Origin of the sequence: Serratia sp. NGAS9 (assembly GCF_009905295.1) — a bacterium.
Taxonomy (GTDB): Bacteria; Pseudomonadota; Gammaproteobacteria; order Enterobacterales; family Enterobacteriaceae; genus Serratia; species Serratia bockelmannii.
In genome coordinates this window covers 1,207,389-1,231,434 of sequence record NZ_CP047605.1, presented here as the reverse complement: position 1 = coordinate 1,231,434, position 24,046 = coordinate 1,207,389, and the positions used below count along the sequence as shown (strand labels likewise).

The following is a 24,046-nucleotide window of genomic DNA, read 5'->3' as shown; positions in this document are numbered from 1 at the left end:
TCACCGGGGGCTTTTTTATTACTGTCGCGGCTGCTGCGCCATCGCCTCGTTCACCGCGTCCAGCCGTTCCTGCATCGCCGGATGGGTGCTGAGCCAGGCAGGCAGCGCCCAGTCATCGGTCTTTTCTCGTTCAGGCACCTGCGCCAACGCGCGATAGATCGCCGCCATTTCCGCCAGCGAACGCCCCTGGCGCTGCATTTCCGCTATCGCAAACGCATCGGCCTCACGCTCCATCCCGCGAGAAAACTGCATCTCATTCACGAAGGACGCGGACTGCAGCAACGTGTCGCCGATGCCGCTGACGTCACCCGTCATCCACATCAGCGTCAACGCCACCAGTGACGAACGCACCAGCATGCGCATCGGATGACGATAAGCGTGATGCCCCATTTCGTGCAGCATCACCGCCGCCAAGCCATCGTCGTTTTTCGACAAAGTGACCAGCTCATCGCTGAGCACCAGCGTGCCGTCTGGCAACATAAAGGCGTTCGGCGCACCGGGCACCGCCATCAACTTCAGCGACAGCGGCGTGCGCTCCTGGCGCATCTCAGGCGGCATCACCTGCCGGAACAGCTGTTGCAACGCCTGCTGCCTCTCGACCGGGAGTGCGGAGGGCGCGAAGCCGCTCTGGTCCAAAAACGTCTGTGTATGCTCGCCCAGCGTCTGTTCCACCGAGGTGGGGATGCGCATGGCGATCTCGCTGCTCGCCCACGGCAGCACCACGTAAACGTAAGCCACTACCGCCAGCAGCGTCATCAGCAGCGCCAGGGCAACGCCGCGTTTATGGCGTTCCAGCCGATGTACCCACCCCGGCGAACGGCGCTGATAGAACCAGCGGCGAAAGGCCGCATCGTCATCCGGCACAAAGCGCGCACCGTCGCTAAAGGTGAGCGTCAGCGGAATATTGCCCAGCGCGGCAGAAACGGTGATGTCCGCCAGCGGGATGTAACGCTGTTCATCCTGCCGCTGCAGCGTCACGCCTTCGCCGCTTTCGTTCACCAGTAAACGGGCCGCCTCACGTGCGGCCCGCCCCGGCAATTGATAAGCGCCTTCAAGGATCATCGGCGCCTCAGAAGCTGCCGCCCAGATCCAGCGCCTGCACCGCTTCTTCGGCCACCGCGCTGTTGGCAGTTTCCTGATGCGCAGTAATGTTCAGCAGCGCCAAATCGCCTTCAACCGCCGTGCAAGCCGCCAGATAACGGGCATGGCGCACTTCCGCCACCGGCGCCGCCAAACCGAGCGAGAACAGGGTAATCAGGGTATTGGTGATCAACAATCCCATGTACGGCATCGTTTTCATTGAGGAATGCAGCTTGATGTCGCCGTTCAGCCTTGCCTGGTTAAACAGGTAGTTGCGTTGGGCGACAACCTGGTAACTGCTGGCCACCAGGGCGCCGATCAGCAGCACCACCATCATCAGCAGCAGGCTGCTGATATTGTCCAGCACCAGCACATCAATGGCTTCATTGGTCAACATGCCCATCAACACCATCTGATAGAGGGTAAGGAAGAACGAACCGATGCACACCAGCGCGACCAACATGAACGGCAGGAATATGAGCAGGCCAACCAAGGCAAATTTGATAAAGGCCGATTTCTTCAGTTCGGCAATAAACGGTGTCTTCCCGAAAAACAGGTTATTAACGTACAAGTCATGCTGCAGTGCGCTAATAATGCCGTTTACCGCCGCAAATGCCGGCACGGCCAAAATCAGCGTCAGCACCAGCATAAAAGCAATGGCGTTGATGCTGCCAAGACCGCTGCCAATGCCGAGCAAGACGATCAGACCGACATACAGCCCGATAATCAGCAATAACGGGCAGAACAGTAAAGCCCAATAGGCGCGCCCGGTGCGGCAGACATAATTAAAACGCACGCCGCGATAGCTCGACATAATCGCATTGTAACGCCAGCTGCGGATAACGATCCACGGCAACAGGGCAAGCAACACCAGCAAAGCCAGCAGCCCCAGCAGAGGCGTTATCGCCAGCAAGATATAAAACACGATGATGCCGCCGATCACCAACAGCCGCCCTTTCAGAATTTGCAGCGGTTGTGCATGATAATCGAAACGATCGCCGTCCAATTCCGTGTTGCCGTAAAAATAGCGACGACGACGCACCGTCGCCCAGGCGGAATAGATGCCCAGGGTCAGAGCCGTCAATAACGCGTTGACTAACCAAATAGCGAAGTACTCACCACCTTTCCCATGGAATTTAATCCGGTGCAGCCCCAGCGGCTGCGAGGTATTACTTGTCATAATTCTTTCGTCCTGAAAGGAATAGGTCATACCACTCCCCGCTTATTCGTCATGCGGAGTTTGTGGAATAAAAAAGCGTCTTATATAAGCACAATGCCGAGAGCGGTGACAATTATTCTTTTATTAAATAGGAATAATGCGAAGACGGTCGCTTAATGATTTAATAAGCCTATTAACTGTAGGCCTTAAATTGACAGGAGATATAAAAATTTAAGATAAATAGAAAAGGGCCCGCTGGCGAGCCCTTCTTTACGCGATTAACCGCGGCGCGCTTTCACCGCCGCCGCCAGATCGCGCAGCACGGTTTCGGTATCCTGCCAGCCGATGCAGCCGTCGGTGACGCTCTTGCCGTAAACCAGCGGTTCGCCGCTTTCGAGGCTCTGGTTGCCTTCCACCAGATGGCTTTCGATCATCACGCCGATAATCGCTTTTTCACCGCCGCCAATTTGCCCGCAAACATCGGCGCTCACGTCCATCTGCTTTTTGAACTGTTTGCTGCTGTTGGCATGGCTGAAGTCGATCATCACCTGCGCCGGCAGCCCGGCTTTGCTCAGACCGGCTTTGACGTCCTTCACGTGCGCCGCGCTGTAGTTCGGCTCTTTGCCGCCGCGCAGGATAATGTGGCAGTCGCCGTTGCCGCTGGTGTTAACAATCGCCGAGTGGCCCCATTTAGTCACCGAGAGGAAGCAGTGCGGCGCGCCGGCGGCGTTGATAGCGTCGATCGCCACCTTGATGGTGCCGTCGGTGCCGTTCTTGAAGCCGACCGGGCAAGAAAGGCCGGAAGCCAGCTCACGGTGCACCTGCGATTCCGTGGTGCGCGCGCCGATGGCGCCCCAGCTCATCAGATCCGCCAGGTACTGCGGCGTGATCATGTCGAGGAATTCGCCGGCGGCCGGCAGGCCGCTGTCGTTAATCTCCACCAGCAGCTTGCGCGCCAGGCGCAGGCCGTCGTTGATGTTGAAGCTGTTGTCCATTTGCGGATCGTTGATCAGGCCTTTCCAGCCCACGGTGGTGCGCGGTTTTTCGAAGTACACGCGCATCACCACTTCCAGCTCGCCGCTCAGTTCTTCACGCAGCGCCAGCAGGCGCCCCGCGTACTCTTTGGCGGCTTGGGTATCATGGATGGAGCAAGGGCCAATCACCACCAGCAGGCGATCGTCGCTGCCGCGGAGGATATTGTGAATTGCGCTGCGGGCCTGGGACACCGTCTTTGCCGCGCGTTCAGTGGCCGGGAATTTCTCCAGCAAAGCCACCGGCGGCAGGAGTTCCTTAATATCATTAATGCGTAAATCGTCGTTTTGGTAATTCATAGCTTTTCCATTCGGTATCGTGGGGTATTTCGCAGTGCGTAACGGTGTAGATCCCAACAATCTAGCCTGTGAGAATGGCGCTGTAAATCACCTTTGCCCCCCACCGCTGGAACCGCCAAATTAACAGCAGATTGTGCTGTTTCATCTGGCGAGCGCAGAGCCTCCTTTTTCGCTATGCTAGCGATCAGAATATAAAGTGACCCGAGTTGAACATGCCCTCTCTGCTATTAGTTGATGACCACCCGGTGGTTCATGTCGCACTGGAAGCGGCGCTAATGAAATCATCCCGCCCCTACCGCCTGCAGGCGGCACAGGATGACGTACAGGCGCTGGCCCTGCTGGCCGAGGCCGCTTTTGGCCTGGTGATCCTGGATATCGGCCTGCCGCAGGCCGACGGGCTGCAGCTGTTGAAAAAAATCCGCCGCCGCTATCCGCAACAAAAAATCCTGATCTATACCGCGCAGGAAGCCGATGTCTATGCGCGCATGGCGCATGCCGCCGGCGCCGACGGTTTCGTCAATAAAGGCAGCTCGCTGGCGGAGTTGGTGCAGGCGATCGAGCAGGTGCTGGACGGTGAAACCCGCTTCCCCGCCGCCGCGCTGGCCGAAGAGCCGCCGACGGCGGACGGCGGGCAGCTCACCCCCAAGGAGCTCGAGGTGCTGGGCTTGCTGAGCCAGGGGCTGTCCAACCTGCAGATCGCCGACCGGCTGCACATCAGCAACAAGACCGTCAGCACGCACAAAAAAAACATCCAGCGTAAAACCGGCGCCGGCAACCTGCTGGAGCTGGTGGCGGTGTTTAAAGAGCTGGCGCCATGATGCGCCGCGCCCTGCTGCTGCTGATCCTGTGGTGCGGCCTGGCGCAGGCGGCGGAGCCGGTGCGCTATCAGTTGGTCAGCAACCTGAATACCCCCGAGAACATGCTGATCGTCGGCGAGAAAAATCCCTGGCGCGATCGCACGCTGCGCGTCGGCATCATCAGTGAGAACACCAGCCCATACAACATCATCGTGGACGACGATCTGTATGGGCTGAACGCCGACTACCTCGGCTATATTCAGCAGGTGACCGGCATCCGCTTCGCCATTTACGGCTTCGCCGACCTGACGCAGCTGGAGCAGGCGCTGCACGACGGCAAGGTCGATCTGCTGTACGGCATCCCGCAGAGTGAAGCGCTGCACGGGCTGGAGATCTCTCAGCCCTACTACGTCAGCAATCTGCGCGTATTGCGCGATCGCAGCAACGATCGGCCGGTGATGCTCAATTCCGCCAACGCCCGCGTCGCGATCGGCGCGCTGACCGACATGCAGTCCGGCGGCGCCCTGCAGGCGGTGGCATCGCAGATCCAGCGCTACGACAACAACCTGCAGGCGGTCTATTCGCTGCTCAACGGCAGCAGCGACTATTTTATCGCCGACGAGGCCAGCGCCAGCTTTATCATCGACCAGCTGCAGCTCGGCCAGCTCTATCAGATTGAAAGCAACGAGAACCTGGGCAACCTCTCCTTCGTGTTCGCCGCCGCCGATCCGCGCCTGATAGACACGCTGGACACCGCCATCGCCGACGCGCCGATGGAGCTGATGAATGCCCTGCAGAGCCGCTGGAGCAAAAAGATCCCCAGCTACCTCGACACCGGCAATGCCGATCTGACGGCGATGGAGAAAAACTGGGTGGCGAGCCACCGCGTAGTTTACTACGCCGCCATCGAGAACAACTTCCCGTTCGCCTACCGCGGCTCCGACGGCCAGCCGCGTGGCTACGCCATCGACATTCTCAACATCATCGCGCAAAACACCGGACTGCGTTTCGCGCCACTGTGGGCGCGCAACGCCGAGCAGGCCGATGAGCTGGTGCAGTCCGGCCAGGCCAGCTTCCGCGCCGCCCTGCCGCTGGCGCGCGGCGTCAAGGCGCGCTACGGCGCCAGCATGCCGATCCACCGTTCGCTGTGGGGCGTTTACGTCGGCCAATACGCCAACGGCATCTCAACCTGGAGCGATTTGGCCGGTAAGCGCATCGGCGTGCTGCAGGGCGATTTGGCGCAGGGGCTGGTACCGGAACAGGAGCAGACCGTCAGCTTCGCCGACAGCAAGTCGATGTACGACGCGCTGGCCAACGGCCAGTTGGATGCGCTGGTGGATAACGTCATTTCCGCCAACTTTTTGGCGCTGTCGCGCTATTCCGGCGCCATCAAACTGGCCTTCGCCGCCAACAATATCCCCTATCCGGTGGCCTTCGGCGTGCGTCGCGATCAGACGCTGCTACTGGCAATCCTCGATAAGAACCTGATGCAGATCCCGGCGGACACCCTGCAATCGCTGCGCGACGAGTGGATCGTCGATCGCAGCAACCTGATCGATGCGGTGAACGATAACCGCATGCCACCGCAGACTACCTGGCTGCTGGCGCTGCTGGCCGCCGCCACCGTGCTGCTGTTGGCGCTGACGCTGCGCCGTTTCATGCTGCAGCGCCGTGAAAAACGCGAACGCGAAGAGCTCGAGCAGGCGCGCCGCCGCGCCGAAGCGGAAAACCGCATGAAGAGCAAATTCCTCGCCACCGTCAGCCACGAGTTGCGCACGCCGATGCACGCCATCCTCGGCCTGCTGGAACTGGAGCTCAAACGCCAACCCGCGCAGGAAGGCCTGCCGGTGATATACAGCTCGGCCTCTTCGCTGCTCAACCTGCTCAACGACCTGCAGGATCACGCTCGGCTGGAAACCGGTTCGCTGACGCTGGCGCCGAAACCGGTGGCGCTGCGCCCCTGGGTCGCGCGCATCGACGCCCTCTACCGGCCGCTGATCGGCGAACGGCCGTTGACGCTGAGCGTAGTGGCGGATCCGGCGCTGCCGGAGGCGGTGATTATTGATGGTGAGCGTTTACTTCAGGTGGCTAATAACTTGATAAACAACGCGATAAAGTTCACGCCGCGCGGCACCATTCAGGTCGAGGTCGGCTGGCACGCGCAGGATGAGCGGCAGGGGGAATTGCATCTGACGGTGAACGACAGCGGCTGCGGCATCGCCGCCGATGAGATAGGCAAGCTGTTCCAACCGTTTTACCGTGCGCGCGGCGCGCAACGCATCTCGGTGCAGGGCACCGGTTTGGGGCTGTCGATCTGCAAAGAAATCGTCGAACAGATGGGCGGCCGCATCGAACTGCACTCGCAGCCGGGCGTCGGTACCCGTGTCAAGGTCGCGATACCGGTCGAGCTGAGCGGCGCGCTGCCGGCTGTCGCCCCGGCAGAGCGCACCTTTGCTCTGCCGTCTTCCGCCTTACGTACCGCGCTGATCGACGATCATCCCACCAATCTGTTGCTGATGGAACGCCAACTGCGCCACTTCGGATTACAGCCAGCCCGCTTCGAACAAGGCTATCCGCTGCTGAAGGCCCAGCGCCGACAGCCGTTCGATCTGCTGTTTATCGACTATAACATGCCGCGCCCGGACGGCCTGACGCTGGCCAGACTGATCCGACGCGACGAACAGCGGCTGCAGCGCCCGCCTTGCCGCATCGTGCTCTGCTCGGCAGACGTGCAGGAGTTTACCCGCATCCCGCCGGGGCTGGTGGCGATCGACCACTTCCTGACCAAACCGATTTCACTGGCGGCGATCGGCCAGGTATTGGCTCAACAGCCGCAGGCTCAGGAAGAAAAGTCAGTCCTTACTGACTTGCGGCAAACGCTGGCCGAAATGGCGGGTGGCGATCGCGCCATGCTGCAGCGGCTGGCGCAGACGCTCGGCGATACGCTGCGGCAAGACCGGCAGCGGCTCGCGGACGCCGTCGACGCGCACGACTGGCCGCGCCTGGAGCAGGCGGCGCACCGCATCAAGGGCAGCCTGCTGATGCTGCAGCTGCCGGAAGCCGCGCAGCTGTGCCAGCAGCTGGTGGATACCGCACGTCGGGGCGAGCTTGCCGCCGCCGCTTATACTAAATTAAAGGCGTTAGTGGCGCAGATAGAACCGGAGCTGGACGCTCTGCTCGCCGCCGCCCCCTCTTTCGCTATGCATAAGGATGAATAATGTCGGACACTCCACACGTACACCTGCCGAAAGACAGTAATAGTAAACGCCTACTGACCGCTTTTTTAGTCACCGCGGTCTTTATGGTGGCCGAGGTGGTCGGCGGCCTGTTGTCCGGCTCGCTGGCGCTGTTAGCCGATGCCGGCCACATGCTGACCGATGCCGCCGCGCTGCTGGTGGCGCTGATGGCGGTACATTTCTCCCAGCGCAAGCCCAACGCGCGCCATACCTTCGGCTATCTGCGCCTCACTACCCTGGCGGCTTTCCTCAACGCCGCGGCGCTGCTGGTGATCGTGGTATTCATCCTGTGGGAGGCGATACGGCGTTTCTTCGAACCACAGCCGGTGATGGGTACTCCGATGCTGATCATCGCCATAGCGGGGCTGCTGGCGAACCTGTTCGCCTTCTGGCTGCTGCATCGCGGCAGCGAAGAGAAAAATATCAACGTGAGGGCGGCCGCGCTGCATGTGTTGGGCGACCTGCTCGGCTCGGTGGGCGCCATCGTCGCCGCCATCGTCATTCTCGCCACCGGCTGGACGCCGATTGACCCGATCCTGTCGGTGCTGGTCTCCTGCCTGGTGCTGCGCAGCGCCTGGCGGCTGCTGAAGGAGAGCTTCCACGAGCTGCTGGAAGGCACGCCGCAGGAGGTCGACATCGCCAAGCTGCAAAAAGACCTGTGCCTGAACATCCCGGAAGTGCGCAATATCCACCACGTACACGTCTGGCAGATTGGCGACCAGAAGCTGATGACGCTGCATGCGCAGGTGATCCCGCCGCATGACCACGATGGGCTGTTGCAACGCATTCAGGCTTATCTGTTGGAACACTACAAAATTGGCCACGTGACCATTCAGATGGAGTACCAGCACTGCGAGACGCCGGACTGCGGTATCAACCGGGCGCCGGAGCCGAGTGAACACTCACATGCCGAAGCGCATTCCCATCTGGGACATCGCCACTAAGCCAAGAGGGCGCCACCACGGCGCCCTCTGCGTTGTTACGGAGCGGAAGATAACGGATTGGAATGGTTGCGCCCGGCGCTCTTGATCCACAGCCAGGAGCCGTTCAGGGCGATCAGCGTCAGAATGACGTACTCCAGCGCCATCGCGTACACCCCTTGGTAGGCGAAGATCGCCACGCTGATGACATCAATAACCACCCACAGCAGCCAGTTTTCCACGTACTTGCGCGTCATCAGGATCATCGCCACGATGGAGAGCACCATCATCGCCGAATCCCAGAACGGGAAGGCGTCCGGCTGCAGCGTCGGCATCTGTACGTTCAGCCCCAGCCCTTGCATCACCGCCACCGCAACCTGCGTCAGCCAGGCGAACACGCGGTCGATGTTGAAGGTCATCAGACCGATGCCGATGACGCAGACCGCCGCCCAGGCCAACGCTTTCGGCAGCGGCAGCCAGCGGATCTGCAGCTCGGCCTGATTATCCTGGGTCTGGCGGCTCCAGGCATACCAACCGTAAATATTGGCGCCGAAGAAAAACAGCTGCAGCAGCAGGCTGGCGTACAGCTGGATCTGGAAGAAAATCACCGCGAACAGCGTGACGTTGATCAGGCCGAACAGGTAGTTGATGATTTTTTCCTTGCTGGCGTACCAGATGCACAGCAACCCGAACAATGTGCCGATAGCTTCGATCCACGACAGATCGTAACCGCCTGCACCAAGCGGAATGTGCACCAGAATATTGCTGGTACTGAAGAAGCTCATGAAGTCATCCTTTTAAACGGTTAAGCGTTGCCTTTAACCTGCATCTTAAGCTGAGCGGCGAAATCCAGCATGCGATTCAGCGGCACCAGCGCCTTCTCACGCAGCGCGGCGTCCACGTGGATCTCATGCTGCGCGCCCCCCTGCTCCAGCCCTTCGGCAATTGCCTTCAGGCCATTCATCGCCATCCACGGGCAATGCGCGCAGCTGCGGCAGGTCGCGCCTTCTCCGGCGGTCGGTGCTTCGAATAACTCTTTGTCCGGGCAGGCCTGCTGCATCTTGTAAAAGATACCGCGATCGGTGGCGACAATCAGCTGTTGATGCGGCAATGTTTTCGCCGCCTGGATCAGTTGGCTGGTAGAGCCCACCGCATCCGCCAGCTCGACCACCGCCTGAGGCGATTCGGGATGCACCAGGATCGCCGCCTGCGGATAAAGCGCCTTCATGCGCCGCAGCGCCTGGGTCTTGAACTCGTCATGGACAATGCAGGCACCTTGCCAACACAACACGTCAGCGCCGGTCTGCTTCTGCACGTAGCTGCCGAGATGACGATCCGGCGCCCAGATGATCTTCTCGCCCAGGCTATCCAGATGCTCGATCAATTCGACGGCGATGCTGGAGGTCACCACCCAGTCAGCGCGCGCTTTGACCGCCGCCGAAGTGTTCGCATAGACCACCACGGTGCGATCGGGATGGCTGTCGCAAAACGCATGAAACTCCTCTTCCGGGCAGCCCAGATCCAGCGAACATTCGGCAAACAGCGTCGGCATCAGCACCTGCTTTTCCGGGCTGAGGATTTTGGCGGTTTCCCCCATGAAACGCACGCCGGCCACCAACAGCGTGGAAGCCGGATGGGCGCTGCCGAAGCGCGCCATTTCCAGCGAATCCGCCACGCAGCCGCCGGTTTCTTCCGCCAGCGCCTGGATTTCCGGATCGGTATAATAGTGGGCGACCATCACCGCATTGCGCTGCTTGAGCAGGGTTTTGATCTTCTCGCGATAAAAGGCTTTTTCGGCTACGTCCAGCGGTACCGGTTTAGGCGGGAAGGGATACACCGCCGCATTGACATCAAACATTTCACTCATCGCTGCAATCTCATGCTAGGCTGGGCGCCTGCCGCGTGAATATCGCCTACCGCAACGCCCTTCGTTTTATATACTAAACAAAATACCTAAAATCGCGCGAAAAGTCCGCTGATATTTTCAATTTTGCGCGCTCAATGTTTAATAGATTAAAAATATAGGCATTAGCCGCGCAGTTCACAGCGGATTAACAGCCTGAGGAGAACGTATAGCCGTTCAGAAAAGAGCGGGATGATAGTCGGTGTCATGTTGAAACGAGAAAGCAGCGGATTCAGATTGCGGTGATGCGGATACGAAAAAAGCGCTAAAAGGCGCTTTTTTCTGAATGGGTGGGTCGTGCAGGATTGATTCGGCCTGTGGCCTCACCCTACGGGCAACGCTGCGCGTTGTCGTATCGCTGCGCGATGCTCGAACCCGAACGCAGGATCTCACCCGCACGACTCAGAGGGCTATGTCAGCAAGAAGATAAAGGTAGAGTCAGGTGGCGCAGATGCGAAAAAAGCGCCAAAAGGCGCTTTTTTCTGAATTGGTGGGTCGTGCAGGATTGATTCGGCCTGTGGCCTCACCCTACGGGCAACGCTGCGCGTTGTCGTATCGCTGCGCGATGCTCGAACCTGAACGCAGGATCTCACCCGCACGACTCAGAGGGCTATGTCAGCAAGAAGATAAAGGTAGAGTCAGGTGGCGCAGATGCGAAAAAAGCGCCAAAAGGCGCTTTTTTCTGAATTGGTGGGTCGTGCAGGATTGATTCGGCCTGTGGCCTCACCCTACGGGCAACGCTGCGCGTTGTCGTATCGCTACGCGATGCTCGAACCTGAACGCAGGATCTCACCCGCACGACTCAGTGGGCTATGTCAGCAAGAAGATAAAGGTAGAGTCAGGTGGGCGCAGATGCGAAAAAAGCGCCAAAAGGCGCTTTTTTCTGAATTGGTGGGTCGTGCAGGATTCGAACCTGCGACCAATTGATTAAAAGTCAACTGCTCTACCAACTGAGCTAACGACCCGCAGTGTGGTGGGTGATGACGGGCTCGAACCGCCGACCCCCTCCGTGTAAAGGAGATGCTCTACCAACTGAGCTAATCACCCACTGCTGTGGTACTGCTATTTTCACTCTCAAAGAGTGGTGGGTCGTGCAGGATAACTCGGCCTTGGGCCTCGCCCTTCGGGCCATCACCGGAGTGATGTTGTCTCGCTTCGCGAGACTCGAACCTTTACGGCTATCCGTCTATTTCATAGACGGCCCCTTCGGGCCAGCGCAAGCGCTGTTCAAAAGCGTAAACGCTTTTGTCTCATCCTGACGATTTAACACCTTGCTCTATTAAAGAGTGGTGGGTCGTGCAGGATTCGAACCTGCGACCAATTGATTAAAAGTCAACTGCTCTACCAACTGAGCTAACGACCCACTGATGTGGTTTACTGCTGATGGCGAATAGGTTATTGGAACCGACTCGCGGAAAACAAGGATGGGGATGTTCAGGACAACTCGACGGGTACTCGACTCGGACCTTTACTTGCCACATCAAACCGATTCTGAAGCTGCCATTCTTAAAGAATGGTGGGTCGTGCAGGATAACTCGGCCTTGGGCCTCGCCCTTGCGGGCCATCACCGGAGTGATGTTGTCTCGCTGCGCGAGACTCGAACCTTTACGGTTCTCATCCTTTACGATTCTCTATCGCAGCCATTCGCGAAGAATGGTGGGTCGTGCAGGATTCGAACCTGCGACCAATTGATTAAAAGTCAACTGCTCTACCAACTGAGCTAACGACCCATAACAGTGGTGGGTGATGACGGGCTCGAACCGCCGACCCCCTCCGTGTAAAGGAGATGCTCTACCAACTGAGCTAATCACCCACTGTTGTGGTTACTGCTACTTCAGAAATTGGTGGGTCGTGCAGGATTCGAACCTGCGACCAATTGATTAAAAGTCAACTGCTCTACCAACTGAGCTAACGACCCAATTTCCCTGCCGCTTTAACATCTTGCAAGATGTCTTGGCAACGGCGGCATATATTACTAATTTATCTTGGCAGCGCAACCTAAATTTTTTACCGATGCGTTCAACTGCTTGTTCTTCACGCGAATGAGCCCAGAAATCGGTCAAATCGACTAACTTCTGGGCTCATTTTTCTGACTGTTAACCGCCTACGCGACTTTTCGCCTGTTTGGCCGCCGCACTGGTTGGGTATTGTTTAATCACCTGCTGGAACACGGCTTTGGCTTTATCGGCCTGCCCTTTCTCCTGCATGATGATACCCACCTTGTACATGGCGTCCGGCGCCTTCGGTGATTTAGCGTAATTCTTCACCACCACCGCAAAATAGTAGGCCGCGTCGTCTTTTTTACCCTTGTTGTAGAACAACTGACCCAGCCAATAGTTGGCGTTGGGCTGATAGGTAGACTTCGGGTACTGTTTTACGAAGGACTGAAAGGCAGAAATCGCCTGGTCATACTGTTTTTTTTCCAGCGCCAGAGAAACAGCGGCGTTGTAGTCGCTGTTCTCATCACCGCCGCTCGGCGTTACAGACGCGGCTGCAGGCGCGCTGCTGCCCGCATCGGAAGATGCGCCTGCGGCTGCCCCACCGGCAGCGCCCGCGGCCGCAGAGGCGCTCTGAGCGCCGCCCTGGCTGAGGCTATCCATCTGCTGATAGATTTGCTTCTGGCGTTCAACCACCTGATTCAACTGATACTGACTTTCCTGGATTTGCCCACGGAGAGAATCAATGTCGCGTTGGTTATCAGAGAGTTGTTGCTGGAGTTGGTTTAAAAGCTGGCCTTGAGCATTGCTGATGCGCTCAAGCGAGGTGACGCGGTCTTCGACCGAGCCGGAGCCGACATTACTGATTGGCGCTTGGGCAGTAGCGGCCCAGGGGGCCGCTACGCCAACCAGTAACGACAGACTCAACAGGTGACGTCTGAAGTTACTGTTCATGCGATTCTCTTAGTAAACCAGAACGGCACGACGGTTTTTAGCATAAGCCGCTTCGTCGTGGCCCAGTACTGCTGGTTTTTCTTTACCGTAAGAAACGATAGAGATCTGGTCAGCGGAAACGCCTTTACCCTGCAGGTACATTTTAACGGCGTTAGCACGGCGCTCACCCAGAGCGATGTTGTATTCCGGCGTGCCGCGTTCGTCAGCGTGGCCTTCAACGGTCACTTTGTAAGACGGGTTGTTACGCAGGAATGCAGCGTGCGCGTCCAGCATCTGAGCGAATTCGGAGCTAACGTCATACTTGTCCAGGCCGAAGTAAACGATGTTGTTCTTCTGCAGTTCTTGCATCTGCAGACGAGCTTGTTCTTCGGAAGACAGGTTGCTGCTGCCGTTTTCCATACCAGTGCCAGCGCCCATACCAGATTGGTCGTTGTTCGCGCTTTTGTTAGAACTACAAGCTGCTACAGCCAGAACTGGCAGTGCCAGCAGAAGCCCTTTCAGCACTTTGTTCAGTTGCATTTCTTTGATCCTTTTATAGTTTGCCATACATATTTACACATGCATCACAGATACGGCGACCAGGCAGGGAATTTGACCTGTCCATCAGTTGCCGGAAGACGCGCTTTGAAACGCCCATCAGTTGACACCAACTGCAGCACGGAGCCCATACCTTGCGTGGAGCTATAGATCACCATGGTGCCGTTTGGCGCAATACTAGGCGTTTCATCCAGGAAGGTGCCGGTCAAAACCTGAACGGCGCCCGATCCAAGATCTTGTTTGGCGATGTGTTGTGCACCACTGTTGGTGCTCACCATCACCAGGAATTTACCGTCGGAGCTGACTTCAGAATCCTGGTTCTGAGAGCCTTCCCACGTCAGACGCTGTGCGGCACCGCCGCTGGCGCTGATTTTATAAATCTGCGGACGCCCGCCCTGGTCGGAGGTAAACGCCAGCGACTGGCCATCCGGGAACCAGGTCGGTTCGGTGTTGTTGTTGCGACCATCGGTCAGCTGCGTGATTTGGCCGGAGCCGAGGTTCATCACGTACAGGTTCAGGCTACCGCTCTTGGACAGCGCGAACGCCAGCTTGCTGCCGTCCGGAGAGAACGCCGGCGCACCGTTGTGGCGCGGGAACGAGGCGATCTGGCGGATAGCGCCGTTAGCCAGGGTCTGTACCACCAGCGCGGAACGGCCGCTCTCGAAGGTCACGTAAGCCAGTTTGCTGCCGTCCGGCGACCAGGCCGGCGACATCAGCGGCTCAGGCGAACGGTGCACCGTGAACTGGTTGTAACCGTCGTAATCCGCTACGCGCAGCTCATACGGGAATTTCCCCCCGTTGGTCTGCACGACGTAGGCGATACGGGTACGGAACGCGCCCTTGATGCCGGTCAGCTTCTCGAACACTTCGTCGCTGGCGGTATGGGCAGAATAACGCAACCACTGTTTGGTCACTTTATACTGGTTCTGCGCCAATACGGTGCCCGGCGAACCCGAGGTGTCCACCAGCTGGTAGGAGATCAGGTAGCTGCCGTCGGCGCCAGGCTGAACCTGGCCGACAACCACGGCGTCGATGCCCAATGCAGTCCAGGCCGCCGGCGTCACTTCAGACGCGGAGGTCGGTTGCTGCGGCATGCGCGCCACGTCGATCGGGTTGAATTTGCCGCTGTTGCGCAGATCCGCGCCGACAATCTTGCCGATATCTTCCGGCGGCGTGCCTGGGCCCGCCCACTTAAACGGCACCACGCCAATCGGGCGAGCGGAGTCGACCCCTTGGGTGATTTCAATGCGAACTTCCGCGTGCAACACGGACGCCCACAGAATTAAAAAACCTAGCGCTACTCGAAATGCCTGCTTCATCTCATCTCCCTTATCCAGGCGGGATGCCTGCGATAAATTAGCAGAATTTTAACAAACCAACTTACGTAAAACTACATAATCCCTGTTGGTTACCTTAGTACATCCCTGTGATCTTACTCAGCTCAAACAACCATTATTAAGGTTTGAATTCAAGGGTAGCATTCTTAACATGCTGATAAACGGCATCGCTCGGCGGCTTCGGTATATGCGCCAACTTGGCGGCAGATACCGCGGCCTGGCACAATGCCGGATCGCCTCCCGCCGGTTGTACACTTATCAGCAGGCCGTCCGGCGCCAGCTTGATACGCAGGTCACAGGTTTTTCCGGCGAACGAACTGGCGTCATAGAACTTGCTTTCAATCGCGTTTTTAACCTGCCCAATATAACCATTGATATCCGCCCCGCTGGCGCCTGCCGCCTTGGCATTGCCCTGCCCGGCCGGTTTACCATCACCTTTCGATTTGGCACCGCCGCCCTTCGGCGCGTTCTTGCCGTCCGCCAGGCCGCCAAACAGATCGCTAACTTCATCCGATTGTTTCGCAGCCTCGGCGGCGGCCTTCTTCTTGGCGTCCGCAGCGGCTTTCTTGGCTGCCGCAGCTTTCTCAGCGGCGGCCGCTTTCTTCTCTGCCTCAGCGGCAGCCTTCTTCTCGGCTTCCGCTGCGGCTTTTTTCTCGGCTTCAGCGGCCGCTTTCTTCTCCGCGGCCTCTGCGGCTTTTTGCTCTGCGGCCTCTGCGGCTTTTTGCTCTGCGGCGGCAGCTGCGGCTTTCTTCGCCTCTTCCGCCTGTTTCTTGGCGGCGGCAGCGGCGGCCGCTTCTTTCTTGGCTTCCGCTTCGGCTTTCTTCTGCGCGTCCGCCTGTGCCTTGGCGACCTTTTCCGCTTCGGCCTTCGCCTTGGCGGCGGCGGCTTCGGCGACCTTCTGTTGCTCTTTGGCCTTGGCTGCGGCGGCTTCCGCCGCTTTTTGCTGCTCGGCGGCCTGTTTCTGCTGCTCCGCTGCCTTCTGCTGTTGCTCAGCCTGCGCCTTGGCGTCCTGCGCAGCTTTCTCCTGCGCCGCCAAACGCTCTTTCTCCAGCTCCTTCAGGCGCTGCTGCTGCTCCGCCTGCTTCTGCTGAAGCTCTTCGGCCTGTTGCTCCGCCTTTTTCTGGCGCTGCTTCTCGGCACGCTGCGCATCGTTGCTCTGCTGCTGCTGGCGGTTGTATTGCTCCACCACCGCGCCAGGATCGACCATCACTGCGCCCACCACGGTGCCATCACCGCCACCGCCGGCGCCCATGTCGACCTTTTCCTGCAGCGATCCCCAAATCAGCAGGGCAATCAATATGAAGTGCAGAACGACCGAAACAATAACGGCGCGGTTCAGCTTATCGTTTTGCTCAGTTGCCTTTACCAAAATAGATTCCCAAAAACTGGTGTTGCTTATACGGGGTTCCTGGGCCGCAGCGCAGGAACCGGGTTGCCGTTCGCCTTACGGTCAGATCGGCTGGGTCATCAGCCCCACGGAAGCTACGCCCGCCTGATGGAGAATATTCAATGCCTTGATAATCTCATCGTAAGGGACTTCCTTCGCACCGCCGATCAAAAAGACCGTTTTCGGGTTAGCCGCCAAACGCGACTTGGCTTCGGCCGCGACTTGCTCAGGCGGCAGCAGCTCCATACGGTTGTGATCCACCACCAGGGTGTATTGACCTACGCCGGAAACCTCAAGGATCACCGGCGGATTGTCATCGCTGGACACCGTTTTGGAATCGGTGGCGTCCGGCAGGTCAACCTCCACGCTCTGCGTGATGATTGGCGCGGTTGCCATAAAGATCAGCAGCAGCACCAGCAACACGTCGAGCAGCGGAACGATGTTAATTTCGGACTTCAGCTCGCGCCGACTACGTCCACGTACTCTCGCCATGCTACCTCCTACTTATTTGCTGTCGCTGGAGAAGGCCTGACGATGCAGAATAGCGGTGAACTCTTCCATAAAGTTGTCGTAATTCTGCTCAAGCTTGTTGACGCGCTGGTTGAGACGGTTGTAGGCCATTACCGCCGGGATAGCGGCGAACAGACCGATCGCGGTGGCGATCAGCGCTTCGGCGATACCCGGCGCTACCATCTGCAGCGTGGCTTGTTTCACCGCGCCCAGCGCGATAAAGGCGTGCATGATCCCCCACACGGTGCCGAACAGGCCGATGTACGGGCTGATCGAACCGACGGTGCCGAGGAACGGAATATGGGTTTCCAGCGTTTCCAGCTCGCGGTTCATCGAAATGCGCATCGCGCGCGACGCCCCTTCGATCACCGACTCCGGCGCATGGTTGTTGGCGCGGTGCAGGCGGGCGAACTCTTTGAAGCCGGAATGGAAGATCTGCTCGGAACCGGTCAGGCTATCGCGACGCGCCTGACTTTCCTGGTACAGACGGGAAAGCTCGATACCGGACCAGAATTTGTCTTCAAAGGCTTCGGCGTCACGCGTCGCCGCATTGAGGATGCGGGTGCGCTGAATGATGATCGCCCAAGAGGCTACCGAGAAGCATATCAAAATCAACATGATAAGCTTAACCAGCAGGCTCGCCTTCAAGAATAAATCTAGGATGTTCATGTCAGTCACTGCTTAAACTCCGCGACAATAGACTTAGGAAGCGCTCTTGGCTTCATTTGGTGTGGATCAATACAGGCAATCAGGACATCTGCCTGGCTCAGTAGGGCCCCGTCAGAATTGACAATGCGTTGAGCAAACGTGAGAGAAGCCCCGCGCAGAGAGGTGATTTCACTCTGGACTTCCAGTTGCTCGTCGAGACGAGCCGGAGCCAGATAATCCACCGTCATGCGCCGGACGACAAAAGCGACTTGTTCACTGAGCAGCTGCTGTTGATGAAAGTTGTGCTGACGCAGCATCTCTGTGCGCGCTCTTTCAAAAAAGGCGACGTAGCGGGCGTGATAGACCACACCACTGGCATCGGTATCCTCGTAGTAAACGCGAACCGGCCATCGAAACAACGTATTACTCACTCTACTTCCCAGCAATGCAATTTAACGCTGCTACTATACGCAAGACGGATCGGGTTGGGAATGGGTTACAAGATGGGAATGAAAATAATTATGGGCCGTGAGGGCCCATAACAAGGGGACATCGGGGAGATTATAAAGAAACGTAAAGTAATCCTGCGAACAAGATCACAATGGCGGGAAGCGGCGCGAAAAAAGCGCGCCAGACGCTGCGCTGCGGGCGGAATCCGAAACCGTGGATCACCCCGGCGCACACCGCCCAAATCAGCAACAGCCCTTCCCAAATCTCCAGCGAGCTGGTTTTGGCGGCGAAACGCGTCGGATCCCAGAACACGCACCCCGCCAAAATCAACGCCAGCACCAGGGAAAGGGCCCGGATCGGGCCCTTGTCGGTGACAGCGTACAGCTTGTCAATCACGGACGAGCTCATCACTTACCGTCTTGCTGAGCTTTGGTCGCTTCGCTCTGCTCAAGCGCCAGCGCCGTGATAATGCCGAAGGCGCAGGCAAGAAGCGTTCCGAGAATCCAGGCAAAATACCACATGGTTTAGCTCCTTATCCTTAGTACAGCGAATGCTTGTTGTTTTCGATGTAGTTCTTGTCGAGGCGACCGAACATTTTGTAGTACGACCAGCTGGTGTACGCCAAAACGATAGGCACGAAGATCGCAGCCACGACGGTCATCACTTTCAGCGTCAACAGGCTCGAGGTCGCATCCCACATGGTCAGGCTGACGTTAGGCACAGTGCTCGACGGCATCACGAACGGGAACATGGTGACCCCGGCGGTGAGGATGACGCAGGCGATGGTCAACGACGAGGTGACGAACGCCAGCGCGCCCTTCTCCAGACGCGAGAACAGGATGGTGAACAACGGCAGCACTACGCCCAGTGCAGGCAAGGCCCACAGCAGCGGATACTTGTTGAAGTTGATCAGCCAAGCACCGGCCTGATGCGCCACTTCTTTACGCATCGGGTTGGATTCCGCCAGGGTGTCCAACGCCGACGTCACAACGAAGCCGTCGATGCCTTTCACCAGCCATACGCCCGCCAGCAGGAAACATACCGCCATGATCAGCGTCGCGATCTGTGCCGCAGCGCGTGAACGCAGGTGGATCTCGCCGGTGGTGCGCATTTGCAGGTAGGTCGCGCCCTGAGTGACCAGCATGGTCAGGCTGACCACGCCCGCCAACAGACCGAACGGGTTCAGCAGTTGGAAGAAGTTGCCGGTGTAGAACAGGCGCATGTACTCGTCCATGTGGAACGGCACGCCCTGCAGCAGGTTACCGAACGCCACGCCGAATACCACTGCAGGCACGAAGGAGCCGATGAAGATGCCCCAGTCCCACATGTTGCGCCAGCGGCTGCTCTCCAGCTTGGAACGGTAGTCGAAACCGACCGGGCGGAAGAACAAGGCGGCCAGCACCAGGATCATGGCGACGTAGAAGCCGGAGAAGGCCGCTGCGTAGACCATCGGCCAGGCGGCGAACAGCGCGCCGCCGGCGGTGATCAGCCACACCTGGTTACCGTCCCAGTGCGGAGCGATGGAGTTGATCATCACCCGGCGCTCGGTGTCGGTTTTGCCGATGATGCGCACCAGAATGCCGACGCCCATGTCGAAACCGTCGGTGACGGCGAAGCCGATCAGCAGAACGCCAACCAGGACCCACCAAATAAATCGCAGTACTTCATAGTCAAACATACGTGGACTCCTGTTTAGCGCGCTTCCTGCACGGCGGCAGTCGGTTGTTCAAAGTGATAGCGGCCGGTTTTCAGGCTGCTTGGACCCAGACGCGCAAACTTAAACATCAGGTACAATTCAGCCACCAGGAACAGGGTGTACAAGCCGCAGATCAGCCCCATTGAGAACAGAATGTCGCCCGCGGTCAGCGAAGAGTTGGCGACCGCCGTCGGCAGCACCTCACCAATCGCCCACGGTTGACGGCCGTATTCCGCCACGAACCAACCCGACTCGATCGCGATCCAAGGCAGCGGCAAACCGTACAGCGCCGCGCGGTGCAGCCATTTTTTCTGGCCGATGCGGCCGCGGATCACGTTCCAGAAAGACAGGCCGATGATCAACAGCATGATCACGCCACAGGCCACCATGATGCGGAAGGCGAAGTACAGCGGCGCCACGCGCGGAATGGAGTCCTTGGTCGCCAGCTGGATTTGCGCTTCCGTCGCGTCGGTGACGTTCGGGGTATAGCGCTTCAGCAGCATGCCGTAGCCCAGGTCTTGCTTGGTTTTGTTGAATTCGGCACGCACCGCAGGATCGGTATTGCCGCCGCGCAGCTCTTCCAGCAGCTGGTAGGCTTTCATCCCGTTGCGGATACGCACTTCATGCTGCGCCATCAGATCTTTCAGGCCGGTGACCTGAGTGTCCGTGGAGCGGGTGGCGATCAGGCCAAGCGCATACGGGATCTGAATAGAGAAGGAGTTTTCCATCTTGTCCTGATCGGGAATGCCGAACAGGGTGAAGGAGGCCGGCGCCGGCTGAGTGTCCCATTCCGCTTCGATAGCGGCCAGTTTGGTTTTCTGCACGTCGCCCATTTCGTAGCCGGATTCATCACCCAGAACGATAACGGACAGAATGGCAGCCATACCAAAGCTGGCAGCGATGGCGAAGGAGCGCTTGGCAAAGGCGATGTCGCGGCCTTTCAGCAGATAGTAGGAACTGATACCCAGCACGAACATCGCGCCGCAGGTGTAGCCGGAAGCCACGGTGTGAACGAATTTCACCTGCGCAACCGGGTTAAGCACCAGTTCGGAGAAGCTGACCATCTCCATGCGCATGGTTTCGAAGTTGAAATCCGAAGCGATCGGGTTCTGCATCCAGCCGTTGGCGACCAGGATCCACAGCGCGGACAGGTTGGAGCCGAGAGCCACGAACCAGGTTACCGCCATGTGCTGCACCTTGCTCAGACGATCCCAGCCGAAGAAGAACAGGCCGACCAGCGTCGATTCAAGGAAGAACGCCATCAGACCTTCGATAGCCAGAGGGGCCCCGAAGATATCGCCGACGTAGTGAGAGAAATACGACCAGTTAGTCCCGAACTGGAACTCCATGGTCAAACCGGTGGCCACACCCAGAGCAAAGTTAATCGCAAATAACTTTCCCCAGAATTTGGTCATGTCTTTATAAATTTGTTTGCCAGACAGGACATATACCGTTTCCATAATTGCCAGCAAGAACGCCATACCGAGCGTTAATGGGACAAATAAGAAATGGTACATCGCCGTTAAAGCAAACTGTAAGCGCGACAGTTCGACAATATCAAACATCTTGACTCCTTGCTCCTCGCAGGAAGACTCCGACACGCGGTTATCGGCACGCTTCTTTCAAAGCTGCCAGTAACGCCCCGCAGTGAATGCCCTTAAACACAACAAATTTGATCCAGCTTCTCCGCTTTCAACCGCACACTCGGCCAATAGCCCCTCGGGCCCTCGACAAGCACGCCACTGAAAACCGACAACGGGTAACAAATGCAACAAGATCAACCATCCATAATCACAACATGGATGATACTCGCCCAATCCCACACAATAAATAGGTTTTTACGTGACGTGGGTTAGACTTTTGGTTACAGGTCAAATCTTAGCCGAAAGAGGTACTTCGGGCTAATTTGATCTGAGACAATTTAAGCCTATCCGCATCTTATTTCCATATTCATCAGCACATTTCGCGTAATTTTCTTAGGGTCATGTTGCGCAATGGTTTAATTGTTTTTTAATGATATTTTTGTGTTAAATAAATGTAATTTAAAAGAGCCGCCATTGTATTATTACGCGCTTATTATGCGACATAATTAACCTTTTATTTCCAATAAGCCGTGACAGTGATAGCAGTCACAAAACAACAAATCTCTCTCCAATATTAGTCTATTTCTCGCGATGGGATCGTAAAGGTTGCGATTTTGTAGCAAAATGACCAATTATGTTAAAATTACATTGAGTGACAATAACTTATGAAAAAAATCATCTTTGCCTCTGTCTTGGGACTCTCGGGAAACGTCATGGCCGCCGAAACGGTAAATATCACCTTGCTGGGTACTTCCGATCTGCACGGCACTTTCGTGCCCTGGGACTACGCCAGCGACACGGAAAATCTGGCGGGCAGCCTGAGCCAGATAGCCACTCAGGTCAAAAAGGTGCGGGCCGAGCAGCCCAACCTGATCCTGGTGGACGCCGGCGACACCATTCAGGGCAACTTCGTCGAAACCTTCAAGCATGAGGCCGTCAGCCCGATGATGCTGGGCCTCAACGCGCTCAATTATGATGTCTGGGTGATGGGTAACCACGAGTTCGACTTCGGCCTGCCGGTACTGGCTACGCCGCTCAAGCAGTTCAAAGGCGCGGCGCTGGCGGGCAATATCGTCTGGGACAACGGCAAGCCTTACCTGCCGGCCTACACCATCGTCGAACGCCAGGGCGTGAAAATTGGCATTATCGGTATGGATACGCCGATGACCGCGGAATTCGCCAAGGGCACCGATCGCATCAAAGGGCTGAACTTCACCGATCCGGTGCAGGCGGTGAAACAGGTCATCAGGCAAATCGACGGCCAGGTCGACGCCATCGTGCTGGTGGCGCATATGGGCATCGACAACGAGAACCAGCGCCCCGGCACCGGCGTGGCCGACATCGCCAACGCCAACCCAGAGCTGGCGGCGATCGTCGCCGGCCACATGCATGTGAAGATCGATAAAGCGGTGGTTAATGGCGTCATCATCACCGAGCCGGATAAATACGGCCGCGCACTGTCGCGTATCGACCTGCAGTTTGAACACCGCGACGGCAAATTCACGCTGATCGACAAAAACAGCTACACCTACCCGATCAAAGGGCTGGCGCCGGACAGCGCCATGCAAGCGCTCTACCAGCCGTACCATGACATTTTGCGCGCCAACGCCAACCGGGTCGTGGCGAAGCTGAGCGGCAGCGATCTGGTGCCCGCCGACGAGTTTCGCGGCATTCCTCAAGTACACGTGCAGGATACCGGCATCAGCGCGCTGTTCCAGCAGGCCGCCCGCCACTATGCGCCGCTGGCGCAGGTGATTGCCCTGCAGATCGACAACGATCGCGCCAAATTGGACGTCGGCGACATCAAGGCCAAGGATATCGCCTTTAACTACCAATACGCCGGCGGCGAGATCACCGTGTATCAGCTCAACGGCAAAGCGCTTAAACGCTACATGGAGTGGTCCGCCGGCTATTTCAATCAGCTGCAGCCTGGCGACGTCACCTACAGCTTTAACCCGGCGCGGCGATCGTCCAAATATTCCACCAACGATTTCTTCGACGGCGTCACTTACACCATCGATCTGCGCCAGCCCGCCGGTTCGCGCATCGTCGATCTGCGTCTGGCGGACGGCACGCCGGTCACCGACGACATGCCGATCCGCCTGGGCATGAACAGTTACCGCATGGGCCACCTGACGCAAAAGGGCGGCGCGCTGGAGGGGCAATCCTTCCCGGTGCTGTTTGACAGCAAAGCGCAATACGGTGAAGAAGAAGGCACTATTCGCCACCTGGCTCTGCGCTACCTGACGGAAGTGAAACACGGCCAGTATCAGGGCGTGACGCCGCAGCGCTGGAAGCTGGTCGGCCTGGAGGGGTACGAACCGCAGCGGGCGATCGTCAAACGGTTGCTCAATGAAGGCGTTATCCAAGTGCCGACCACCGACGATGGCCGCTACACCAACGTCGCCTCGATCAACGTCAAAGACGCGCTGTTCCGCAACGCCGACGATTACCGCACCGCCCTCACCTCGCTGGAAAAACAGCGGCAAACTACCGTGGATCCGGTACAACAGCGCCGCCTGCAGGATCGGATCGCGCTGATCAAAGCACTCAACGATTTCTGATCTTCGCCCATAAAAAA

General features: G+C 57.8%; 20 protein-coding genes, 6 tRNA genes and 5 other RNA genes. 4 read left to right on the top strand and 27 right to left on the bottom strand.

Annotated elements, in window-relative coordinates; translation table 11 throughout:
- Positions 1-18: 18 nt before the first annotated feature.
- From GUC32_RS05860 to aroG, 3 genes are all read right to left on the bottom strand, one after another.
- Positions 19-1,062 carry a M48 family metallopeptidase gene (locus GUC32_RS05860; RefSeq protein ID WP_197819334.1) on the bottom strand — a complete coding sequence of 348 codons (1,044 nt, stop codon included), beginning with the start codon at positions 1,060-1,062 and terminating at the stop codon, positions 19-21.
- Between the two features lie 7 nt (positions 1,063-1,069).
- On the bottom strand, positions 1,070-2,260 hold the full coding sequence (locus tag GUC32_RS05855; RefSeq protein WP_025301894.1) for a YjgN family protein: 1,191 nt from the start codon (positions 2,258-2,260) through the stop codon (positions 1,070-1,072).
- Positions 2,261-2,517: 257 nt separating this feature from the next.
- On the bottom strand, positions 2,518-3,570 hold the full coding sequence (gene aroG / locus GUC32_RS05850; RefSeq protein WP_025301893.1) for a 3-deoxy-7-phosphoheptulonate synthase AroG: 1,053 nt from the start codon (positions 3,568-3,570) through the stop codon (positions 2,518-2,520).
- 212 nt (positions 3,571-3,782) lie between these two features.
- Here aroG and GUC32_RS05845 point away from each other — a divergent pair, with 212 nt between their 5' ends.
- Genes GUC32_RS05845 through zitB form a run of 3 tightly spaced genes read left to right on the top strand, consistent with a single transcriptional unit; the run spans position 3,783 to position 8,547 of the window.
- The gene (locus GUC32_RS05845; protein ID WP_025301892.1) at positions 3,783-4,388 is read left to right on the top strand and encodes a response regulator transcription factor; all 606 of its coding nucleotides are present in this window, start codon (positions 3,783-3,785) and stop codon (positions 4,386-4,388) included.
- A complete protein-coding gene (locus tag GUC32_RS05840; RefSeq protein ID WP_025301891.1) occupies positions 4,385-7,585 on the top strand; it encodes a transporter substrate-binding domain-containing protein in 3,201 nt (1,066 codons plus the stop codon). Before GUC32_RS05845 ends, GUC32_RS05840 begins: the two co-directional genes overlap by 4 nt.
- The gene (zitB, locus tag GUC32_RS05835) at positions 7,585-8,547 is read left to right on the top strand and encodes a CDF family zinc transporter ZitB (protein ID WP_025301890.1); all 963 of its coding nucleotides are present in this window, start codon (positions 7,585-7,587) and stop codon (positions 8,545-8,547) included. Before GUC32_RS05840 ends, zitB begins: the two co-directional genes overlap by 1 nt.
- Positions 8,548-8,582: 35 nt before the next feature.
- Here zitB and pnuC read toward each other — a convergent pair whose 3' ends face one another.
- The 24 genes from pnuC to cydA form a co-directional block, all read right to left on the bottom strand.
- Entirely contained in the window at positions 8,583-9,308 is a 726-nt protein-coding gene (gene pnuC, locus GUC32_RS05830; RefSeq protein ID WP_060432602.1) for a nicotinamide riboside transporter PnuC, read from the bottom strand.
- A gap of 20 nt (positions 9,309-9,328) precedes the next feature.
- Positions 9,329-10,390, bottom strand: a complete 1,062-nt coding sequence (nadA, locus tag GUC32_RS05825) for a quinolinate synthase NadA (RefSeq protein ID WP_015376982.1) — start codon at positions 10,388-10,390, stop codon at positions 9,329-9,331.
- Between the two features lie 324 nt (positions 10,391-10,714).
- Positions 10,715-10,839, bottom strand: a non-coding RNA gene (locus tag GUC32_RS05820) — RtT sRNA.
- Between the two features lie 75 nt (positions 10,840-10,914).
- Positions 10,915-11,039, bottom strand: a non-coding RNA gene (locus GUC32_RS05815) — RtT sRNA.
- Positions 11,040-11,114: 75 nt separating this feature from the next.
- Positions 11,115-11,239: non-coding RNA, RtT sRNA (locus GUC32_RS05810), on the bottom strand.
- A gap of 76 nt (positions 11,240-11,315) precedes the next feature.
- Positions 11,316-11,391, bottom strand: a tRNA-Lys gene (locus GUC32_RS05805).
- 6 nt (positions 11,392-11,397) lie between these two features.
- Positions 11,398-11,473, bottom strand: a tRNA-Val gene (locus GUC32_RS05800).
- A 35-nt stretch (positions 11,474-11,508) separates the two neighbouring features.
- Positions 11,509-11,644, bottom strand: a non-coding RNA gene (locus GUC32_RS05795) — RtT sRNA.
- Positions 11,645-11,713: 69 nt separating this feature from the next.
- Positions 11,714-11,789 (bottom strand) — tRNA-Lys (locus GUC32_RS05790).
- A gap of 151 nt (positions 11,790-11,940) precedes the next feature.
- A non-coding RNA gene (locus GUC32_RS05785) (RtT sRNA) lies at positions 11,941-12,065 on the bottom strand.
- A gap of 15 nt (positions 12,066-12,080) precedes the next feature.
- Positions 12,081-12,156: transfer RNA gene (locus GUC32_RS05780), tRNA-Lys, on the bottom strand.
- A 7-nt stretch (positions 12,157-12,163) separates the two neighbouring features.
- A tRNA-Val gene (locus GUC32_RS05775) sits at positions 12,164-12,239 on the bottom strand.
- Between the two features lie 29 nt (positions 12,240-12,268).
- Positions 12,269-12,344, bottom strand: a tRNA-Lys gene (locus GUC32_RS05770).
- A 178-nt stretch (positions 12,345-12,522) separates the two neighbouring features.
- On the bottom strand, positions 12,523-13,317 hold the full coding sequence (gene cpoB / locus GUC32_RS05765; protein WP_149570307.1) for a cell division protein CpoB: 795 nt from the start codon (positions 13,315-13,317) through the stop codon (positions 12,523-12,525).
- A 9-nt stretch (positions 13,318-13,326) separates the two neighbouring features.
- Positions 13,327-13,836 carry a peptidoglycan-associated lipoprotein Pal gene (pal, locus tag GUC32_RS05760; RefSeq protein WP_025160033.1) on the bottom strand — a complete coding sequence of 170 codons (510 nt, stop codon included), beginning with the start codon at positions 13,834-13,836 and terminating at the stop codon, positions 13,327-13,329.
- Between the two features lie 44 nt (positions 13,837-13,880).
- Positions 13,881-15,173 carry a Tol-Pal system beta propeller repeat protein TolB gene (gene tolB / locus GUC32_RS05755; RefSeq protein ID WP_004939856.1) on the bottom strand — a complete coding sequence of 431 codons (1,293 nt, stop codon included), beginning with the start codon at positions 15,171-15,173 and terminating at the stop codon, positions 13,881-13,883.
- 136 nt (positions 15,174-15,309) lie between these two features.
- On the bottom strand, positions 15,310-16,560 hold the full coding sequence (gene tolA / locus GUC32_RS05750) for a cell envelope integrity protein TolA (RefSeq protein ID WP_369435604.1): 1,251 nt from the start codon (positions 16,558-16,560) through the stop codon (positions 15,310-15,312).
- A gap of 81 nt (positions 16,561-16,641) precedes the next feature.
- Positions 16,642-17,070, bottom strand: a complete 429-nt coding sequence (gene tolR, locus GUC32_RS05745; RefSeq protein ID WP_004939859.1) for a colicin uptake protein TolR — start codon at positions 17,068-17,070, stop codon at positions 16,642-16,644.
- A gap of 12 nt (positions 17,071-17,082) precedes the next feature.
- A complete protein-coding gene (tolQ, locus tag GUC32_RS05740; RefSeq protein WP_004939862.1) occupies positions 17,083-17,766 on the bottom strand; it encodes a Tol-Pal system protein TolQ in 684 nt (227 codons plus the stop codon).
- Positions 17,763-18,167 (bottom strand): tol-pal system-associated acyl-CoA thioesterase, encoded by a 405-nt coding sequence (gene ybgC / locus GUC32_RS05735; RefSeq protein WP_004939863.1) that lies wholly within the window; start codon positions 18,165-18,167, stop codon positions 17,763-17,765. Before ybgC ends, tolQ begins: the two co-directional genes overlap by 4 nt.
- Before the next feature lie 130 nt (positions 18,168-18,297).
- Complete coding sequence (gene ybgE, locus GUC32_RS05730; RefSeq protein ID WP_025301885.1) at positions 18,298-18,594, bottom strand: cyd operon protein YbgE; 297 nt, start codon at positions 18,592-18,594, stop codon at positions 18,298-18,300.
- A complete protein-coding gene (gene cydX, locus GUC32_RS05725; RefSeq protein ID WP_004939868.1) occupies positions 18,594-18,707 on the bottom strand; it encodes a cytochrome bd-I oxidase subunit CydX in 114 nt (37 codons plus the stop codon). Before cydX ends, ybgE begins: the two co-directional genes overlap by 1 nt.
- 17 nt (positions 18,708-18,724) lie before the next feature.
- Positions 18,725-19,864, bottom strand: a complete 1,140-nt coding sequence (cydB, locus tag GUC32_RS05720) for a cytochrome d ubiquinol oxidase subunit II (protein ID WP_019454033.1) — start codon at positions 19,862-19,864, stop codon at positions 18,725-18,727.
- Between the two features lie 14 nt (positions 19,865-19,878).
- On the bottom strand, positions 19,879-21,447 hold the full coding sequence (cydA, locus tag GUC32_RS05715; RefSeq protein ID WP_019454034.1) for a cytochrome ubiquinol oxidase subunit I: 1,569 nt from the start codon (positions 21,445-21,447) through the stop codon (positions 19,879-19,881).
- Positions 21,448-22,130: 683 nt separating this feature from the next.
- On the opposite strand from cydA, the gene GUC32_RS05710 reads away from it, so the two are divergent.
- Complete coding sequence (locus tag GUC32_RS05710) at positions 22,131-24,029, top strand: bifunctional UDP-sugar hydrolase/5'-nucleotidase (RefSeq protein ID WP_369435603.1); 1,899 nt, start codon at positions 22,131-22,133, stop codon at positions 24,027-24,029.
- Positions 24,030-24,046: the final 17 nt, after the last annotated feature.